General features: G+C 55.6%; 21 protein-coding genes, 5 tRNA genes and 2 other RNA genes. All 28 read right to left on the bottom strand.

Annotated elements, in window-relative coordinates:
* Nucleotides 1-4 precede the first annotated feature (4 nt).
* Complete coding sequence (gene nadA / locus QOT07_RS06370; protein WP_207976054.1) at nucleotides 5-1,066, bottom strand: quinolinate synthase NadA; 1,062 nt, start codon at nucleotides 1,064-1,066, stop codon at nucleotides 5-7.
* Nucleotides 1,067-1,300: 234 nt separating this feature from the next.
* Nucleotides 1,301-1,425, bottom strand: a non-coding RNA gene (locus QOT07_RS06365) — RtT sRNA.
* 44 nt (nucleotides 1,426-1,469) lie between these two features.
* Nucleotides 1,470-1,545: transfer RNA gene (locus tag QOT07_RS06360), tRNA-Lys, on the bottom strand.
* Between the two features lie 53 nt (nucleotides 1,546-1,598).
* Nucleotides 1,599-1,674, bottom strand: a tRNA-Lys gene (locus tag QOT07_RS06355).
* A 70-nt stretch (nucleotides 1,675-1,744) separates the two neighbouring features.
* Nucleotides 1,745-1,820: transfer RNA gene (locus QOT07_RS06350), tRNA-Lys, on the bottom strand.
* A gap of 7 nt (nucleotides 1,821-1,827) precedes the next feature.
* A tRNA-Val gene (locus tag QOT07_RS06345) sits at nucleotides 1,828-1,903 on the bottom strand.
* A 32-nt stretch (nucleotides 1,904-1,935) separates the two neighbouring features.
* Nucleotides 1,936-2,056, bottom strand: a non-coding RNA gene (locus QOT07_RS06340) — RtT sRNA.
* Nucleotides 2,057-2,071: 15 nt separating this feature from the next.
* Nucleotides 2,072-2,147: transfer RNA gene (locus QOT07_RS06335), tRNA-Lys, on the bottom strand.
* A 179-nt stretch (nucleotides 2,148-2,326) separates the two neighbouring features.
* On the bottom strand, nucleotides 2,327-3,127 hold the full coding sequence (gene cpoB, locus QOT07_RS06330; RefSeq protein WP_283602736.1) for a cell division protein CpoB: 801 nt from the start codon (nucleotides 3,125-3,127) through the stop codon (nucleotides 2,327-2,329).
* Nucleotides 3,128-3,136: 9 nt separating this feature from the next.
* A complete protein-coding gene (pal, locus tag QOT07_RS06325; RefSeq protein WP_085115631.1) occupies nucleotides 3,137-3,652 on the bottom strand; it encodes a peptidoglycan-associated lipoprotein Pal in 516 nt (171 codons plus the stop codon).
* Between the two features lie 44 nt (nucleotides 3,653-3,696).
* Nucleotides 3,697-4,989, bottom strand: coding sequence for a Tol-Pal system beta propeller repeat protein TolB (tolB, locus tag QOT07_RS06320; RefSeq protein ID WP_099065144.1), 1,293 nt, complete (start codon nucleotides 4,987-4,989; stop codon nucleotides 3,697-3,699).
* Between the two features lie 135 nt (nucleotides 4,990-5,124).
* A complete protein-coding gene (gene tolA / locus QOT07_RS06315) occupies nucleotides 5,125-6,375 on the bottom strand; it encodes a cell envelope integrity protein TolA (RefSeq protein ID WP_219015618.1) in 1,251 nt (416 codons plus the stop codon).
* Between the two features lie 81 nt (nucleotides 6,376-6,456).
* A complete protein-coding gene (gene tolR, locus QOT07_RS06310) occupies nucleotides 6,457-6,885 on the bottom strand; it encodes a colicin uptake protein TolR (protein WP_085115629.1) in 429 nt (142 codons plus the stop codon).
* A 12-nt stretch (nucleotides 6,886-6,897) separates the two neighbouring features.
* Nucleotides 6,898-7,581, bottom strand: coding sequence for a Tol-Pal system protein TolQ (gene tolQ / locus QOT07_RS06305; RefSeq protein ID WP_006324117.1), 684 nt, complete (start codon nucleotides 7,579-7,581; stop codon nucleotides 6,898-6,900).
* Complete coding sequence (gene ybgC / locus QOT07_RS06300) at nucleotides 7,578-7,982, bottom strand: tol-pal system-associated acyl-CoA thioesterase (protein ID WP_085115628.1); 405 nt, start codon at nucleotides 7,980-7,982, stop codon at nucleotides 7,578-7,580. Before ybgC ends, tolQ begins: the two co-directional genes overlap by 4 nt.
* Before the next feature lie 130 nt (nucleotides 7,983-8,112).
* Complete coding sequence (gene ybgE / locus QOT07_RS06295; RefSeq protein WP_012005709.1) at nucleotides 8,113-8,409, bottom strand: cyd operon protein YbgE; 297 nt, start codon at nucleotides 8,407-8,409, stop codon at nucleotides 8,113-8,115.
* Complete coding sequence (cydX, locus tag QOT07_RS06290) at nucleotides 8,409-8,522, bottom strand: cytochrome bd-I oxidase subunit CydX (RefSeq protein WP_012005708.1); 114 nt, start codon at nucleotides 8,520-8,522, stop codon at nucleotides 8,409-8,411. Before cydX ends, ybgE begins: the two co-directional genes overlap by 1 nt.
* A 17-nt stretch (nucleotides 8,523-8,539) precedes the next feature.
* Nucleotides 8,540-9,679, bottom strand: coding sequence for a cytochrome d ubiquinol oxidase subunit II (cydB, locus tag QOT07_RS06285; protein WP_085115627.1), 1,140 nt, complete (start codon nucleotides 9,677-9,679; stop codon nucleotides 8,540-8,542).
* A gap of 14 nt (nucleotides 9,680-9,693) precedes the next feature.
* Nucleotides 9,694-11,262 carry a cytochrome ubiquinol oxidase subunit I gene (gene cydA, locus QOT07_RS06280; RefSeq protein ID WP_174353178.1) on the bottom strand — a complete coding sequence of 523 codons (1,569 nt, stop codon included), beginning with the start codon at nucleotides 11,260-11,262 and terminating at the stop codon, nucleotides 9,694-9,696.
* A 666-nt stretch (nucleotides 11,263-11,928) separates the two neighbouring features.
* On the bottom strand, nucleotides 11,929-13,080 hold the full coding sequence (locus tag QOT07_RS06275) for an FKBP-type peptidyl-prolyl cis-trans isomerase N-terminal domain-containing protein (RefSeq protein ID WP_283602734.1): 1,152 nt from the start codon (nucleotides 13,078-13,080) through the stop codon (nucleotides 11,929-11,931).
* The gene (locus tag QOT07_RS06270) at nucleotides 13,077-13,514 is read right to left on the bottom strand and encodes a hypothetical protein (RefSeq protein WP_207976064.1); all 438 of its coding nucleotides are present in this window, start codon (nucleotides 13,512-13,514) and stop codon (nucleotides 13,077-13,079) included. Before QOT07_RS06270 ends, QOT07_RS06275 begins: the two co-directional genes overlap by 4 nt.
* Complete coding sequence (locus tag QOT07_RS06265; protein ID WP_283602733.1) at nucleotides 13,514-14,047, bottom strand: helix-turn-helix transcriptional regulator; 534 nt, start codon at nucleotides 14,045-14,047, stop codon at nucleotides 13,514-13,516. Before QOT07_RS06265 ends, QOT07_RS06270 begins: the two co-directional genes overlap by 1 nt.
* 15 nt (nucleotides 14,048-14,062) lie before the next feature.
* Complete coding sequence (locus QOT07_RS06260) at nucleotides 14,063-14,905, bottom strand: MrpH family fimbial adhesin (protein ID WP_283602732.1); 843 nt, start codon at nucleotides 14,903-14,905, stop codon at nucleotides 14,063-14,065.
* Between the two features lie 27 nt (nucleotides 14,906-14,932).
* Nucleotides 14,933-15,460, bottom strand: a complete 528-nt coding sequence (locus QOT07_RS06255; protein ID WP_207976071.1) for a fimbrial protein — start codon at nucleotides 15,458-15,460, stop codon at nucleotides 14,933-14,935.
* A 10-nt stretch (nucleotides 15,461-15,470) separates the two neighbouring features.
* Nucleotides 15,471-15,959, bottom strand: coding sequence for a fimbrial protein (locus QOT07_RS06250; protein ID WP_099065138.1), 489 nt, complete (start codon nucleotides 15,957-15,959; stop codon nucleotides 15,471-15,473).
* Nucleotides 15,960-15,970: 11 nt separating this feature from the next.
* Complete coding sequence (locus QOT07_RS06245) at nucleotides 15,971-16,444, bottom strand: fimbrial protein (RefSeq protein WP_283602731.1); 474 nt, start codon at nucleotides 16,442-16,444, stop codon at nucleotides 15,971-15,973.
* 8 nt (nucleotides 16,445-16,452) lie between these two features.
* The gene (locus QOT07_RS06240) at nucleotides 16,453-17,049 is read right to left on the bottom strand and encodes a fimbrial protein (RefSeq protein WP_283602729.1); all 597 of its coding nucleotides are present in this window, start codon (nucleotides 17,047-17,049) and stop codon (nucleotides 16,453-16,455) included.
* 26 nt (nucleotides 17,050-17,075) lie between these two features.
* Nucleotides 17,076-17,834, bottom strand: a complete 759-nt coding sequence (locus tag QOT07_RS06235) for a fimbria/pilus periplasmic chaperone (protein ID WP_283602728.1) — start codon at nucleotides 17,832-17,834, stop codon at nucleotides 17,076-17,078.
* Nucleotides 17,835-17,839: the final 5 nt, after the last annotated feature.

The raw sequence follows: 17,839 nt of genomic DNA, 5'->3' as shown, positions 1-17,839 counted from the left end.
ATGGTTAAGCGTTGCCTTTGACCTGCATTTTGAGCTGGGCAGCAAAATCCAACATCCGGTTCAGCGGGATCAGTGCCTTCTGGCGCAATGCAGCATCGACGTGGATCTCATGCAGTACACCGCCCTGTTCCAGTCCATCGGCGATAGCCTTCAGGCCGTTCATCGCCATCCACGGGCAGTGCGCACAGCTACGACAGGTCGCACCCTCTCCAGCGGTTGGCGCTTCGAACAGCTCTTTATCGGGACAGACCTGTTGCATTTTATAAAAAATCCCGCGATCGGTGGCAACAATCAGCTGCGGATTGGGCAGGGTTTTCGCCGCCTGAATCAATTGGCTGGTTGAACCTACCGCATCGGCCAGATCGACCACCGCCTGTGGTGACTCTGGGTGCACCAGTATCGCCGCGTTCGGGTATAAGGCCTTCATACGCATCAGGGCCTGGGTTTTAAACTCGTCATGGACGATACAGGCGCCCTGCCAGCACAATACGTCGGCACCGGTCTGCTTTTTCACATAATTACCCAGATGGCGATCTGGCGCCCAGATGATTTTCTCACCCAGACTGTCGAGGTGTTCGATCAGTTCAACGGCAATACTGGAGGTGACCACCCAGTCCGCTCGTGCTTTTACCGCCGCCGAGGTATTAGCGTAGACCACCACGGTGCGATCCGGGTGGCTGTCACAAAAGGCATTGAATTCTTCTTCCGGGCAACCGAGATCCAGTGAGCACTCTGCGTTCAAGGTTGGCATCAACACCCGCTTTTCCGGGCTGAGGATCTTGGCGGTTTCCCCCATAAAGCGCACGCCGGCCACCAGCAGGGTCGAGGCCGGATGATTGCTGCCAAAGCGCGCCATCTCCAGCGAGTCCGCCACGCAGCCACCGGTCTCTTCCGCCAGTGCCTGGATTTCCGGATCGGTATAGTAGTGGGCCACCATCACCGCATTGCGCTGCTTGAGCAGGATTTTAATCTTCTCGCGATAAAACGCCTTTTGCGCATCGTCCAGTGGTACTGGTTTGGGCGGGAACGGGTACACCGCCGCATTAACATCAAACATTTCACTCATCGCTGCAATCTCTGTGCTAGGCTGGGTGTCTGCTGCCCGGGTATCACCCCATCGCAACCCCCTTCGTTTTATATACTAAACAAAATACCTGCATTTGTGCGAAAAGTCCGCTGATATTTTCAGTATTACGTCATTGGCGTTTAATAGATTGAATTTTTAACGAAAGCAGTGAGACGGTCGAAAACAAAATGCATTTTTGAGGGGGAAAACGGATTGACGATGTGGGGCAAAACTGGGGATACCGTGCGGGATTGATTCGGCCCTTGGCCTCACCCTGCGGGCAACGCTGCGCGTTGTCGTATCGCTGCGCGATGCTCGAACCTGAACGCAGGATCTCACCCACACGGTTCGTGCGTTATGTGACGTTCAAGTTTGGGGGAAAGTGCTGAGGTACTCTGTAAAATGGTGGGCCGTGCGGGATTCGAACCTGCGACCAATTGATTAAAAGTCAACTGCTCTACCAACTGAGCTAACGGCCCACTGAGGGGATACTGCTGAACCGCGTAAGCAGGAGAGGAACTCACTGCAATAATGGTGGGCCGTGCGGGATTCGAACCTGCGACCAATTGATTAAAAGTCAACTGCTCTACCAACTGAGCTAACGGCCCACTGACGTGGTTTACTGCTGAACAACCAATACAAAACCGAAGCCCGTATTGAGGAAAAACAATTCTGAAATGGTGGGCCGTGCGGGATTCGAACCTGCGACCAATTGATTAAAAGTCAACTGCTCTACCAACTGAGCTAACGGCCCACAGCAGTGGTGGGTGATGACGGGCTCGAACCGCCGACCCCCTCCGTGTAAAGGAGATGCTCTACCAACTGAGCTAATCACCCACTAGTGTGGTTACTGCTACTACTTCAGAAATTGGTGGGTCGTGCGGGATTATTCGGCTTGCGCCTCACCCTTCGGGCCATCACTTCGTGATGTTGTCTCGCTTTGCGAGACTCGAACCTTTACGGTTCTCACCCTTACGATTTCACTTCATTTCTTATTTCAGGAATTGGTGGGTCGTGCGGGATTCGAACCTGCGACCAATTGATTAAAAGTCAACTGCTCTACCAACTGAGCTAACGACCCAATTTCCTTGCTGCTTTAACATCTTGCAAGATGTCTTGGCAACGGCGGCATATATTACTAATTTATCTTGGCAGCGCAACCTAAATTTATAAACAACAGGTTCAACTGCTTGTTCTTCACACGAATGAGCCCAGAAATCGGTCAAATCGACTAACTTCTGGGCTCATTTTTTTTGCTGACTAACCTGCGACTCGACTTTTCGCCTGTTTGGCCGCAGCACTGGTTGGGTATTGTTTAATCACCTGCTGGAACACGGCTTTGGCTTTATCGGCCTGCCCTTTTTCCTGCATGATGATACCCACCTTGTACATTGCGTCCGGTGCCTTAGGTGATTTTGAGTAATTCTTCACCACTACCGCATAATAGTAAGCCGCATCATCTTTCTTACCCTTGTTGTAGAACAACTGGCCGAGCCAATAGTTGGCATTAGGCTGGTAAGTCGATTTTGGGTACTGTTTTACGAAGGACTGAAAAGCGGAGATCGCTTGGTCATACTGCTTTTTTTCCAGCGCCAATGAAACAGCGGCGTTGTAATCGCTGTTTTCACCACCCGTACTGGCCGGAGCTGCTGCTGTAGCGCCCGCAGACGCGCTGTCAGCGCCGTCGGAGGACGCAGCCGCTGCTGCCCCACCTGCGGCACCCGCTGCAGCAGCGGAGCTCTGAGCGCCGCCCTGGCTGATGCTATCCATCTGTTGATAGATCTGCTTTTGGCGTTCAACAACCTGATTCAGTTGATATTGGCTTTCCTGGATTTGCCCACGTAGAGAGTCAATGTCACGCTGGTTGTCAGAGAGTTGTTGCTGGAGTTGGTTTAAAAGCTGGCCCTGAGCATTGCTGATGCGCTCAAGTGAGGTGACACGGTCTTCGACCGAGCCGGAGCCGACATTACTGATTGGCGCTTGGGCAGTAGCGGCCCATGGGACCGCTACGCCAACCAGTAACGACAGACTCAACAAGTGACGTCTGAAGTTACTGTTCATGCGATTCTCTTAGTAAACCAGAACTGCACGACGGTTTTTAGCATAAGCCGCTTCGTCGTGGCCCAGTACTGCTGGTTTTTCTTTACCGTAAGAAACGATAGAGATTTGGTCAGCTGAAACGCCTTTACCTTGCAGGTACATTTTCACTGAGTTAGAACGACGCTCACCCAGTGCAATGTTGTATTCCGGCGTACCGCGTTCATCCGCGTGGCCTTCTACGGTCACTTTGTAAGACGGGTTGTTACGCAGGAATGCAGCGTGCGCGTCCAGCATCTGAGCGAACTCAGAGCTCACGTCATACTTGTCCAGACCGAAGTAAACAATGTTGTTCTTCTGCAGTTCTTGCATCTGCAGACGAGCTTGTTCTTCAGAAGACAGGTTGCTGCTGCCATTTTCTGTACCAGTGCCAGCGCCAGCGCCCAGACCTGATTGGTCGTTGTTTGCGCTTTTGTTAGAACTACAAGCCGCTACAGCCAGAACTGGCAGTGCCAGCAGAAGCCCTTTCAGCACTTTGTTCAGTTGCATTTCTTTAATCCTTTTATAGTTTGCCATACATATTTACACATGCATCACAGATACGGCGACCAGGCAGGTGCTTTGACCTGTCCATCAGTTGCCGGAAGACGCGCTTTAAAACGCCCATCAGTCGATACCAGTTGCAGCACGGAGCCCATACCTTGCGTGGAGCTATAGATCACCATGGTGCCATTTGGCGCAATACTAGGCGTTTCGTCCAGGAAGGTGTTGGTCAAAACTTGAACTGCACCCGATCCGAGATCTTGTTTGGCGATATGCTGAGCACCACCGTTGGTACTCACCATCACCAGGAATTTACCATCAGAGCTGACTTCAGAATCCTGATTCTGAGAGCCTTCCCATGTCAGACGCTGTGACGCGCCGCCACTGGCACTGATTTTATAAATCTGCGGTCTGCCGCCCTGATCGGAGGTATAGGCCAGAGACTGCCCATCCGGGAACCAGGTCGGTTCGGTATTGTTGCTGCGCCCGTCGGTGAGTTGGGTGATCTGGCCAGAGCCAAGATTCATCACGTACAGGTTCAGGCTACCGCTTTTGGACAGTACAAAGGCCAGGCGGCTGCCGTCCGGTGAGAACGCCGGTGCCCCGTTGTGACGCGGGAACGAAGCGATCTGACGGATAGCACCGTTAGCCAGGGTCTGTACCACCAGCGCAGAACGGCCGCTTTCAAAGGTCACGTATGCCAGTTTGCTGCCGTCCGGCGACCAGGCCGGGGACATCAGCGGTTCTGGTGAACGGTGTACCGTAAACTGGTTGTAGCCGTCGTAATCCGCTACGCGCAGTTCGTACGGGAATTTCCCGCCGTTAGTCTGCACTACGTATGCGATACGGGTACGGAATGCGCCCTTGATACCGGTCAGCTTCTGAAACACTTCGTCACTGGCGGTGTGAGCAGAATAACGCAACCATTGTTTGGTCACTTTATACTGGTTCTGCGCCAGAACGGTACCTGGGGAACCTGAAGTGTCAACCAGTTGATAAGAGATCAGGTAACCGCCGTCTGCACCAGGTTGCACCTGACCGACCACGACCGCGTCAATGCCCAATGCAGTCCAGGCCGCCGGCGTCACTTCAGACGCGGTGGTCGGTTGCTGCGGCATGCGCGCCACGTCAATTGGGTTGAATTTGCCGCTGTTGCGCAGATCTGCGCCGACAATCTTGCCAATATCTTCCGGAGGCGTGCCTGGACCCGCCCATTTAAACGGCACCACGCCAATCGGGCGAGCGGAGTCGACCCCTTGGGTGATTTCAATGCGAACTTCCGCGTGAAGAACGGATGCCCACAGAATCAAAAAACCTAACGCAACTCGAAATGCCTGCTTCATCTCATCTCCCTTATCCAGGCGGAATGCCTGCGATAAATTAGCAGAATTTTAACAAACCAACTCAAACAAAACTACATAATCCCTGTTGGTTACCTTAGTACATCCCTGCGATATGACTTAGCTAATCAACCGTTATTACGGTTTGAATACAAGGGTCGAATTCTTAAAGTGCTGATAAACAGCGTCACTTGGCGGTTTAGGAATCTTCGCCTGATTCGCTGCGGCTACTGCCGCCTGGCACAGAGCAGGATCGCCACCCACCGCTTTCACGTCAATCAAAAAGCCATCGGGCCCCAGCTTGATGCGTAAGTCGCAGGTCTTACCGGCGAATGAACTGGCGTCATAAAACTTATTCTGAATCGCTGTGCGAATCTGTGCCTGATAACCGTTCATATCAGCACCGCCGTCACCTACGGTCTTGGCATTGCCCTGACCGGCCGGTTTACCGTCACCCTTCTGCTTACCGCCGCCTTTCGGCGCGTTTTTACCGTCCGCCAGGCCACCCATAAGATCTGCAACGTCAGCCGATTCTGCAGCTGCTGCAGCGGCCGCTTTCTTCTTGGCATCAGCGGCTTTCTTGGCAGCCGCCTTTTCAGCAGCAGCGGCTTTTTTCTCAGCCTCTGCGGTCGCTTTCTTCTCGGCATCAGCCGCCGCTTTTTTCTCAGCTTTCTCGGCTTCAGCTGTCGCTTTCTTCTCTGCGTCGGCAGCAGCTTTTTTCTCTGCCGCTTCAGCAGCCGCGGCTTTCTTCGCTTCTTCCGCCTGTTTCTTGGCGGTAGCGGCTGCAGCAGCTTCTTTCTTGGCTTCGGACTCGGCTTTCTTCTGCGCGTCGGCCTGTGCTTTGGCTACCTTATCCGCTTCGGCCTTCGCCTTGGCGGCGGCAGCTTCCGCTACTTTCTGTTGTTCTTTGGCTTTCGCCGCGGCGTTCTCGGCCACTTTTTGCTGTTCAGCTGCCTGCTTTTGTTGCTCTGCCGCCTGTTTCTGTTGCTCTGCGGCCTGCTTCTGCTGTTCAGCCTGTTCTTTCGCGTCCTGGGCCGCTTTTTCCTGCGCGGTCAAACGCTCTTTCTCCAGCTCTTTCAGGCGCTGTTGTTCCGCCGCCTGCTTCTGCTGAAGTTCTTCGGCCTGCTGTTCCGCTTTTTTCTGGCGCTGCTTTTCAGCACGCTGCGCGTCGTTACTCTGCTGTTGCTGGCGGTTGTACTGCTCCACCACTGCTCCAGGATCGACCATCACTGCACCGACGACCGAACCGTCGCCGCCACCGCCGGCACTCATTTCGACGTTTTCTTGCAGCGATCCCCAAATCAGCAGGGCAATCAATACAAAGTGCAGAACGACCGAAACAATAACGGCGCGGTTCAGCTTATCGTTTTGCTCAGTTGCCTTTACCAAAATAGATTCCCAAAAACTGGTGTTGCTTATACGGGGTTCCTGCACCGCAGCACAGGAACCGGGTTGCCACTGACCTCAGGGTCAGATTGGCTGGGTCATCAGCCCCACGGAAGCGACGCCCGCCTGATGGAGAATATTCAATGCCTTGATAATCTCATCATACGGAACTTCCTTCGCCCCACCGATCAAAAAGACCGTTTTCGGGTTGGCCGCTAAACGCGCCTTGGCTTCAGCTGCAACCTGCTCCGGCGGCAACAGTTCCATGCGGTCGTGATCCACCACCATGGTGTATTGGCCCACGCCAGAAACCTCAAGGATCACCGGCGGGTTATCACTGCTGGACACCGCTTTGGAATCGGTGGCGTCCGGTAGATCAACCTCTACGCTCTGGGTGATGATCGGCGCGGTTGCCATAAAGATCAGCAACAGCACCAGCAACACGTCGAGCAACGGAACTATGTTAATTTCGGACTTCAGCTCGCGCCGATTACGTCCACGAACTCTCGCCATGCTACCTCCTACTTATTTGCTGTCGCTGGAGAAGGCCTGACGATGCAGAATAGCGGTGAACTCTTCCATAAAGTTGTCGTAATTCTGCTCAAGCTTGTTGACGCGCTGGTTGAGGCGGTTATAGGCCATAACGGCCGGGATAGCGGCGAACAGACCGATGGCGGTTGCGATCAGTGCTTCGGCGATACCCGGTGCTACCATTTGCAGCGTGGCCTGTTTCACCGCACCCAGTGCGATAAAGGCGTGCATAATCCCCCACACGGTGCCGAACAGACCGATATACGGACTGATCGAACCCACGGTGCCGAGGAAAGGAATGTGGTTTTCCAGCGTTTCCAGCTCGCGGTTCATCGAGATACGCATAGCACGCGACGCGCCTTCGATCACCGATTCAGGCGCATGGTTGTTAGCGCGGTGCAAACGAGCGAACTCTTTGAAACCAGAGTGGAAAATTTGTTCGGAGCCGGTCAGGCTATCGCGGCGCGCCTGGCTTTCCTGATACAAACGGGAAAGCTCAATACCAGACCAGAATTTGTCTTCAAAGGCCTCGGCGTCACGCGTGGCCGCATTAAGGATGCGGGTACGCTGAATGATGATCGCCCAGGAAGCCACTGAGAAGCATATCAAAATCAACATGATAAGCTTAACCAGCAGGCTGGCCTTCAAGAATAAATCTAGGATGTTCATCTCATTCACTGCTTAAACTCCGCGACAATAGACTTAGGAAGCGCTATCGGCTTCATTTGGTGTGGATCAATGCATGCAATCAACACATCGGCCTGACTCAAAAGAGTTCCGTCAGAATTGACAATACGTTGAGCAAACGTAAGAGAAGCCCCGCGCATGGAGGTGATTTCACTCTGTACTTCCAGCAGATCGTCAAGGCGAGCTGGAACCAGGTAATCCACCGTCATACGCCGGACAGCGAAAGCGACATTTTCACTGAGCAGCTGCTGTTGATGAAAGTTATGTTGACGCAGCATCTCGGTGCGCGCTCTTTCAAAAAAAGCCACATAGCGGGCGTGATAGACCACCCCACCGGCATCGGTATCTTCGTAGTAAACGCGAACCGGCCATCGAAACAACGTATTACTCACTCTACTTCCAAGCCAATGGATTTAACGGTGCTACTATACGCAAGACAGATCGGGTTGGGAATGGGTTACAACAGGGGAACGAAAATAATTATGGGCCGCGATGGCCCATAACTTGGGGATATAACGGAGATTATAAAGAAACGTAAAGTAATCCTGCGGCCAGGATCACAATTGCCGGAAGTGGCGCAAAAAAAGCTCGCCACAGGGTGCGTTGCGGTCGGAACCCGACGCCATGAACCACCCCGGCACACACTGCCCAAATAAGCAGCAGACCTTCCCATATCTCCAGCGAGCTGGTCTTCGCCGCAAAGCGGGTCGGATCCCAGAAAATACAGCCCGCCAAAATCAACGCCAGCACCAGTGAAAGGGCCCGGACCGGGCCCTTGTCAGTGATAGCGTACAGCTTGTCAGTCAGTGACAAACTCATCACTTATCGTCTTGCTGTGCTTTTGAATCTTCGTGGTGCTCAAGCGCCAGCGCCGTGATGATGCCGAAGGCACAGGCAAGAAGCGTTCCGAGAATCCAGGCAAAATACCACATGGTTTAGCTCCCTATCCTTAATACAGCGAATGCTTGTTGTTCTCGATGAAGTTCTTATCGAGACGGCCGAACATTTTGTAGTACGACCAACTGGTGTACGCCAGAACGATAGGCACAAAGATCGCCGCGACAACGGTCATCACTTGCAGCGTCAACAGGCTGGAGGTGGCATCCCACATGGTCAGGCTGATGTTAGGCACGGTGCTTGACGGCATCACGAACGGGAACATGGTCACCCCGGCGGTCAGGATCACGCAGGCAATGGTCAGCGACGAGGTCACGAACGCCAGCGCGTCTTTCGACATGCGCGAGAACAGCACCGTGAACAGCGGCAGCACCACGCCCAGTGCAGGCAGTGCCCACAGCAGCGGATACTTGTTGAAGTTGATCAACCAGGCACCGGCCTGATGAGCCACTTCTTTACGCATCGGGTTAGATTCCGCCATGGTGTTCAGCGTCGAGGTAATCACATAACCGTCGATGCCTTTCACCAGCCAGATACCGCCCAACAGGAAGAACACCGCCATCACCAGCGTGGAGATCTGCGCCGCAGCACGAGCACGCAGGTGGATCTCACCGCTGGTACGCATCTGCAGGTAAGTCGCCCCCTGGGTTACCAGCATGGTCAGACTGACCACGCCCGCCAACAGGCCAAACGGATTCAGCAGTTGGAAGAAGTTGCCGGTGTAGAACAGGCGCATGTATTCATCCATATGGAACGGCACGCCCTGCAACAGGTTGCCGAACGCCACGCCGAATACCACCGCAGGCACGAAGCTGCCGATGAAAATGCCCCAGTCCCACATGTTGCGCCAGCGGCTGCTCTCCAGCTTCGAGCGGTAGTCAAAACCGACCGGGCGGAAGAACAAGGCTGACAGCACCAGGATCATGGCAACATAGAAACCGGAGAACGCCGCCGCATAGACCATCGGCCAGGCGGCGAACAGCGCACCACCGGCGGTGATCAACCACACCTGGTTACCGTCCCAGTGCGGCGCGATGGAGTTGATCATCACCCGGCGCTCGGTATCGGTTTTACCGATAATGCGCACCAGGATGCCGACCCCCATGTCGAAACCGTCGGTGACGGCGAAGCCGATCAGCAGTACGCCAATCAGGACCCACCAGATAAATCGCAGTACTTCATAATCAAACATACGTGGACTCCTGTTTAGCGCGCTTCCTGCACGGCGGCAGTCGGTTGTTCAAAGTGGTAGCGGCCAGTTTTCAGGCTGCTTGGACCCAGACGTGCAAATTTGAACATCAGGTACATTTCAGCCACCAGGAACAGGGTGTACAAGCCGCAAATCAGCCCCATCGAGAACAGAATGTCACCCGCAGTCAGTGAAGAGTTGGCAACCGCAGTCGGCAGCACCTCACCAATCGCCCAGGGTTGACGGCCGTATTCAGCCACAAACCAGCCGGCTTCGATCGCGATCCATGGCAACGGCAGGCCATACAGCGCCGCGCGGTGCAGCCATTTTCTCTGGCCGACACGGTTGCGGATCACGCTCCAGAACGACAGACCGATGATCAACAGCATCAGCACGCCACAGGCCACCATGATACGGAAGGCGAAGTACAGCGGTGCTACACGTGGGATCGAGTCTTTGGTAGCCTGCTGGATCTGCGTTTCCGTCGCGTCGGTGACGTTCTGGGTATAACGCTTCAGCAGTAAGCCGTAGCCCAGGTCCTGCTTGGCTTTATTGAACTCGGTGCGTACCGCCGGGTCGGTATTGCCGCTACGCAGTTCTTCCAGCAGCCCATAGGCTTTCATCCCGTTGCGGATACGCACTTCATGCTGCGCCATCAGATCTTTCAGGCCGGTGACCTGGGTATCTGTTGAGCGGGTGGCAATCAGGCCGAGCGCATAAGGGATTTGGATTGAGTAGGAGTTTTCCATTTTATCCTGGTTCGGAATGCCGAACAGGGTAAAGGAAGCCGGTGCCGGTTGAGTGTCCCACTCGGCTTCGATGGCAGCCAGTTTGGTTTTCTGCACGTCGCCCATTTCGTAGCCGGATTCATCACCCAGAACGATAACGGACAGCACGGCAGCCATACCGAAGCTGGCGGCAATGGCGAAGGAGCGTTTGGCGAAAGCCAGATCACGGCCTTTCAACAGGTAGTAAGAGCTGATACCCAGAACGAACATCGCGCCACAGGTGTAGCCGGCTGCCACGGTGTGAACAAACTTCACCTGCGCAACAGGATTGAGCACCAGTTCGGAGAAGCTGAGCATCTCCATACGCATGGTTTCGAAGTTAAAGTCCGAGGCGATTGGGTTCTGCATCCAACCGTTGGCGACCAGGATCCACAGCGCGGAGAAGTTTGAGCCCAGTGCCACCAGCCAGGTAACGGCCATGTGCTGCACCTTGCCCAGACGATCCCAGCCGAAGAAGAACAGGCCGACCAGCGTCGATTCAAGGAAGAACGCCATCAGACCTTCGATGGCCAGTGGGGCCCCGAAAATATCACCGACGTAGTGGGAGAAATAAGACCAGTTAGTCCCGAACTGGAACTCCATGGTCAACCCGGTGGCCACACCCAGAGCAAAGTTAATTGCAAATAACTTGCCCCAGAATTTGGTCATATCTTTATAGATTTGTTTGCCTGACAGTACATATACCGTTTCCATAATTGCCAGCAAGAACGCCATACCCAGCGTTAATGGGACAAATAAGAAGTGGTACATCGCCGTTAAAGCAAACTGTAAGCGCGACAGTTCGACAATATCAAACATCTTGACTCCTTGCTCCTCGCAGGAAGACTCCGACATGCGGTATCGATATGACCTCGGGTGAAGCTACCGGTAACGCCCCGCAGTGAATGCCCTTAAACACAACAAAAATTTGATCCAGCTTCTCCGCTTTCAACCATGCATTCGACGCGGGCCATACTGGCCAGTGCACTAAACACACCACTGAAAACCGACAACGGGTAACAAATGCAACAAGATCAACCATCCATATTCAGCATGGATGATACTCGACCAATCCCACACAATAAATAGGTTTTTACGTGATGTGGGTTAGACTTTGGGTTACAGGTCAAATTTTCCCCCAAAGAGGTATTCAGGCGTAATTTGATCTGAAACAATTTAAGCCTATCTGGATTTTATTTCCAGATTCAGCTCACAATTTCTCATAATTATCTTGTGGTTATGTTACGCAATGGTTTCGTAGTCTCTTTAGGTGATTTTTGTGTTAAATAGATGTGATATTTAATGGTTGTTTGTATTTAAATCGAAGTTAGCCTGTGACTAATGTTAGCTTTTATTAACCTGATTACAGGACAAGCTTAGCTTATTTTTTTACGCTAATAATTGTTGGCGATAAAAAAGAAAATTTATTGGTGAAGGCGGCGATCTTATACGTCTGCCACGCAGGGCCGATCCGCCGCCTGGGTGTTAACTGGCAGCCCTGACGTCGGCCACCCGCAGGGTGTAAATCATCGTGGCACCCGGCGGCACCTTTGGCGCATAGCCTTTGTCGCCATAGGCCATCTCCGGCGGTACCACCAGCATGATGGTACCGTGGTTTTTCAGCAGGTCGATGGCTTCGCGGAACAGCGGTGGATAGGCCGCCAGAGGCTGCGATAACTGTGCACCGCTGGCCTCCATGTCCTGGATCACCGTGCCGTCGGTCAGCGTTTCTTTCACCACCACCGTGACTATCGCGTCCGGCGCGATTGGGCCGCTACCGGCGGCTTCAATACGGTACCAAAAGCCGGATTCCGCCTGAACCGCGCCTTTTTGCTGCCGGAACGCCGCCATAAACTGCTGCCCACGCTGCGCCTGCGTCTTGACGGTGCGCTGCCGCGCCTGATTAACCTGCTGCTCCGAGGCCTGCAACGCCTGTTCCAGCGCCGTTTGCGACAACTGATAATCGCCGCTGAAGGCGTCCACCACCCCCGCCAGCACCTGGGTTTTGTCGGTGTTGGCGCCCCAGTTCTGGCGCTCCGCCTGCAGCAGCAAGATATCTTTCCCCAACGCCACACCAGCCGCATAGGATTGACTGGCCTGCGGGCTGTTCAGTTCCTGCGGCTGAGCCAGAGGCCCGACGCGTGCCAGCAAGGCGTCGTATTGCTGTTGCAACCCTTGTTGCCGCTGTTGAAATTGCAGTTCCGTCGGCGTGCCATGCCAGGCCCGGCTCAGCCCTTGCGTCAGTTGCAGCAACGGGGTCAGATCCGGTGTTGCCTGGACGGCCCGTTGCTGCTCGGCCTGCAGCGTCGCAACCTGCTGACGTAATTGGCTGAGCTGTGTCTGCTGTTGCTGCGACTGGGCCTCTTTTTCCTGCAGGCGCTGCTGTTGCTGTTTAAGACTGAGCGCCTGCGCCTGCCGGGCCTGCTCTTCATCCGCCTTTTTCTTTTTTTCGCTGGCGCGTTGCTGCGGGCTGACCGGCGGCGGCGCAGCCTGATAACGTTCGGCAAACTGCAACAATGCCGGAATGCCACCGCTCTGAGTGGCGGGGGTTTCTTGCCCCTGAGCGGACGGCAGGCTGCCGTACAGCAAAGCCAGCAGCACCGCTGCGCTCAGCGGGTGCCGCCGCTTCAGCTTCATTTACCCTGCTCCCCGGTGTCCATTAACCCGCTCAGTACATCCTGAGAAATCTCTGCGCACAGGCGACCGACCTTATAGCGATAGAGCGAATCCAGCGTATCCTGCGTCTCGGTATTCACCGAGGTACGAATGCCACCGTACTGCGCCGCGCCAGCCATCAAGCGATCAAACTCCGCCTTGCGTTGTTGATAGCGCGCCGGGCTAGCGACCTGCAGCGCCGCCAATTCCCGCTGGCACTGGGCCAAACGTTCGGCCTCACTGGCACTTTGCGTTGCCGCCGGTGTCTGGGTGGTGCTTTTCAACGTCGTTGGCGTGAGTGGCTTATGGCCGGTTTTGCCCTGCGGCACCGCGCAGCCGCTTAACAGCGCCCCGAGTGCCAGGATTTTCCCCGCCCGTAACCCCTGTTTGATCGCGCTGTTCCACATCCCATTCATTACTTGATTCCTCCATTTAGCAACCAGTGCAACAACTGCGTGTTGCGCGTTATATTTAATTTTTTCATCGCGTTGCGCTTGTGGGCGCTCACGGTTTTGGCATGCAGATGCAACTGGCGGGCAATCGCCACCGAGCTCAAGCCCCGGCCGATCAAACGCAAAACCCGGTGTTCCTGCGGGCTGAGCCGACGCAGGCCCGCCACCGGGCAGCGCCAGGCCAGGGTGCGCCGCTGCAACAGCGCATCCACCCGCGCCAGCAGTGACGCCACCGTTTCATGCGGGTCCAGCCACAGCAGGGTGCGGCAATCGGGCGGGCTGATAGGCTCAGCGTCATGCAGCGCTGGGCGCGGCCCCACGGGCGCAGCGATGCCGGGCGCCAGCAGCACCAGATGGGTGGTATAGGGGTAATGCGCGGCCTCGGCCGCCGTTTGCAGGCGGATGCCCTTTGCCGCCAGGTGTTCGCTTAGCGCCAGGCGCACCCCGGCAGCATAAAAGCCGTCGGGGCAATTTAGGGTCAGGATCAATCGTTCCATGATTGTCATCCGGGGTTAGGGAACGATTAGTACTGCAGTGCCTGAACCGGTAAACGGCCCGGCGGCAACGGTGCCTTTGGTTTTCAGCACGGAGGTAAATTTTACAGGGGTTCTGGTATTGGCCGGCACATCTACAGTGGCGCCTGTTTTGCCCGCAATACCGTTGACCTGTAAGGACGAACTTAGACTGCCGTCGGCACGTAATGTCACATCTGGCGCCGCCATCCCCGTAGCGGTGACTTTTATGGACATAGCCTGATTGCATTCCAGATAAGCCGTCGTACTAGTCTGGTTGCCATCAACCCGATCGCTGTTGATGGTACCGTGATCGAGGACAATATCCCCTACCAGTTTACATGCCCCTAACGGCAGTGGAACAATGCCGCAACTGGCACCGACAACCGGTTCAACTGCCACCGAATTAAGCCCTTCGCTCAGTATTCTGTACAAACCAAAACATGACAATTCCGTTGAATATTGAGCAATAGTAAACCATGCACCACTTCTCATCATCGATGAGTAGGGAAATGTAATCCCCCTCTGAGCTTTATAAAGTGTGATCACCTCACCAATATTTCTAGCACCTTCTGCACGTATAGCCTTATAGCCTGACATTCCGCCATAACGGCCCCCTATCTTTCTTTTTGAGCCAACCATAAAAGCGTATTTGCAATACGCAGCACCGTAGCAAGGGTTAGGCGTCGCATCATTTTCGTCAGCATATGCAATGGTAAACCAAATATTTTTAGCGCCAGCGTTACTATCCTCCACCTTAGTGATATAGCTGAGGCTAGCCCCTTGTGTATGGGAACTCACTAACAATAAAAGACCAAATAAAATATAACGCAGTATTGGCATTCAATGATTCCTTCCATAAATAATGTGTTACGGGTAATCCAGCGTAAAGGTGGCCGCGGTGCTAAAGCTGCCCAGCGTCAGGCTTTTATCGGTTATCGCCTGCGGCTCTGCACGCACATAGGCCTGCAGGTCAATCACCGTACTGCCGACCTTGAGCGGGTATTTTTCACTGGCCTTGTCCAACGCCAGCGCCACACCCGCCGGGGTTTCCAGCCCAATCGCCACCCCACCCGCCAGGCTGGCAGCGTCCAACGCCAGCAACCCCGGCAGCTTGCTGCTCTCGGTGCCGCTAAAGGTGACGCGCGCATCTTTGGCGATCGCCGGGTCACAACCGGTCAGCCGCAGCTGGAAAGCCTTGCCTTTGGTTCTGCCCGTGCTGTACAGGTCTTTGTTAGTCAGTTCGCCAAAATCCAGCAGCACCTGATCGTCACCGGCGGCCACCACGCAGGGCTCCGCCACCAGCGTGCCATGGAGTTTCATGTCGGTCGCCGCCTGCACGCCACTGGCCAGCCCGCAGGCCAACAGCCCAGCCAGCACCCTCCTTCGCTTGCTCATCGCGCTCCCCTTATTGATAGTCCGCCAGCAGCGTCGCGGTGGCGTTGAACGCCCCCTCCTTCAGCTTCACCCCCGGTTTTTTCACCGGCACCGCCTGCAATATTGGCAGCTTATTGATATCCACCCCCGTCAGCCGTTGATTGATCGGCCAGGCCTTACTTCCTTGCAGCATCCGGATACCCAGATCGGTGACGTCAGTCTGCAGCGCGGCGGTATCGAACCCGCTGACGGTACCTGTCACGGTCAACCCCAGGCCCCAGCTCCCCGCCCCCGGCAGGCAGGTCACCTGGTAGCTGATGGTTTGCAGGTAATTGGTGCCGTCGACCTTGTTAACCCCCACTGCGCTACCAAAATCGATGTCGATCTCTTTGCCACCGCTGACGGTGCAGGCCGGCGGCTCCACCAACGTGCCGTGCATTTTCATATTGGCGGCCAGCGCCGCACCGGCCACCAGCCAACACATCAGCACCACCACCAACATCACAGTCCATGTTTTCATCGGTTTTCCCGTTATTGCACATCCACCATGAGGGTGGCGGTCGCGTTAAAATCCCCGGTGGCCAGCGTAGCGCCGGCCTTTTTCACCGGCACCATCTCCAGCACTGGCAGCGTTGGGTAGGTAAAGTTGAACCAGCCGTTAATCGCCTGTTTTTTGCCCCCCTTAATCAACGCAAGCCCCAGGTCGGTTTTATCGGTGGCCAATGCCGTGGCGTCAAACCCGGCGGCGGTGCCTTTAATCTGCATTTTCAGCGCATTGCTGCTGTTGCCGCTGCAACTGACGGTATAGGCCACTTTGGTTTTGTACTGGCTGCCGTTGATCAGCGTGGTTTTCATGGTGCTGCCAAAATCGACGTCGATCTCCTTACCGCCGTTGATCACACAGCTCATGGTCTGGATCACCCCTTTGACGGTGATCGGCTCATTGGCCCAGCCCGGCTGTGCGGTCAGCAGCAGCAGTGTGGCTACCGTTTTTATCCTTCTCATGGCGGCCCTCATTCATAGCTCAGGCGGAAATTCAACGTGGCGCGATAGGCACCGGCCTGCAACGGCGCGCGGGTGCGTTCTGCGGCCACATACCACACCAGCACCTCATCGCCCGGGCTGACAAACTGCGGCGTGCCCCGGCTGCCCAGGCGCACATCTCGCTGTTGGCTGTCCACCAGCCGCAGCCCGATGCCGCTGACCCCCTGCACCTTAACCAGTTGCGGATTGTCCGCATCGGCCGGTGCCAGAAAGCTCATGGTCATCACCGGCTGCTGCCGACCCCAGCTCAGGTTGCCGGTGCGCTCATCGCGGCTGGCCCCGCTGCCACGCAGGCAGTCACGCAGCCGCAACGTCACCGCCGTCGCCGCGGCACGCGCCCCCACCTGGGCCAGCTGAGCCAACGGGGTCACTCCCAACAGCACCGTTTGGTCGGCAGAGTCCATCGCCAGGCGGCAGGCCCCCTCGCTCAACACGCCGCTGATATTCAGCACGCCGTTGGCCCCTTCCACCTGCCAGTTATTAGGCACCTGCCAGTTGTCGTCCGCCGCCCACAACGGGGCGGATAACAGCCCCGCCAGTACCACGGCTATTCCGGTTATTTTCATCCTGCCTCCCTGCCTGATGGCCTGTTTTAGACGCCTGAGTGGGACGAGGCCACCTGGCACGCACTGCCGTTACAGCGGAATACCAACTGCGGTCGGCCACCGTAATCATTGATATAGGTCAGCACCGGGCTGGCCCCCAACGCGCCGGCGCTGACGGTCAGCGTCGCCTGCCCCTTCGGCGGCACCATCAGTGGCTCAAACCCGGCCACGCCGCTGCCTTTTACGCTGCTGCCGGCATCCACCAGCGTGATGTAATAAGGCGTCGGGTTATTGACCTGATAGCGATCCCCCTGGCGGGTCAAGGTCAGCTTTTCCTGCCACGGATTAGCCAACGCCGCCTTGTCCGCCACTATCGCCTGCGGGCGGTAAAACAGCTTGATGCGCGTTTGCAGTGCGATTTGCAGCGTGTTGGGTTTGTTGCTGCGCGGTGGGATCTCGCGCAGATTGAAGTAGTACAGCGTCTCGCGATCCTGCGCCAACAGCTGAGCGGCGGGCAGCACCTGCACCTTGACCTGGCTCTCTTTGCCCGGCTCTACCCGCTGTACCGGCGGCAGCACCGCCAGCGGGCTGCTGATCTTGTTGCCCTGCGCATCTTCGATCCACCCCTGCGCCAGATAGGGCAACTGGGTGTTTTGGTTTTTAACGTTCAGGCTGACCGATTTGTCGCCGGCGTTAACGATCACCCGGGTGCGGTCCAGTGAAATGGCGGCGCCGGCCTGGCTGCTGACCAAAGCCCCCAGCAGCGTGGCGACCATAAAAGCCCTGTGTTTAACGTGTTTGTTCATAGCTC

Origin of the sequence: Serratia proteamaculans (assembly GCF_949794035.1) — a bacterium.
GTDB classification, from domain to species: domain Bacteria; phylum Pseudomonadota; class Gammaproteobacteria; order Enterobacterales; family Enterobacteriaceae; genus Serratia; species Serratia proteamaculans.
Note: the sequence above shows the minus strand (reverse complement) of the source record. Positions and strands in the feature narration are given on the sequence as shown.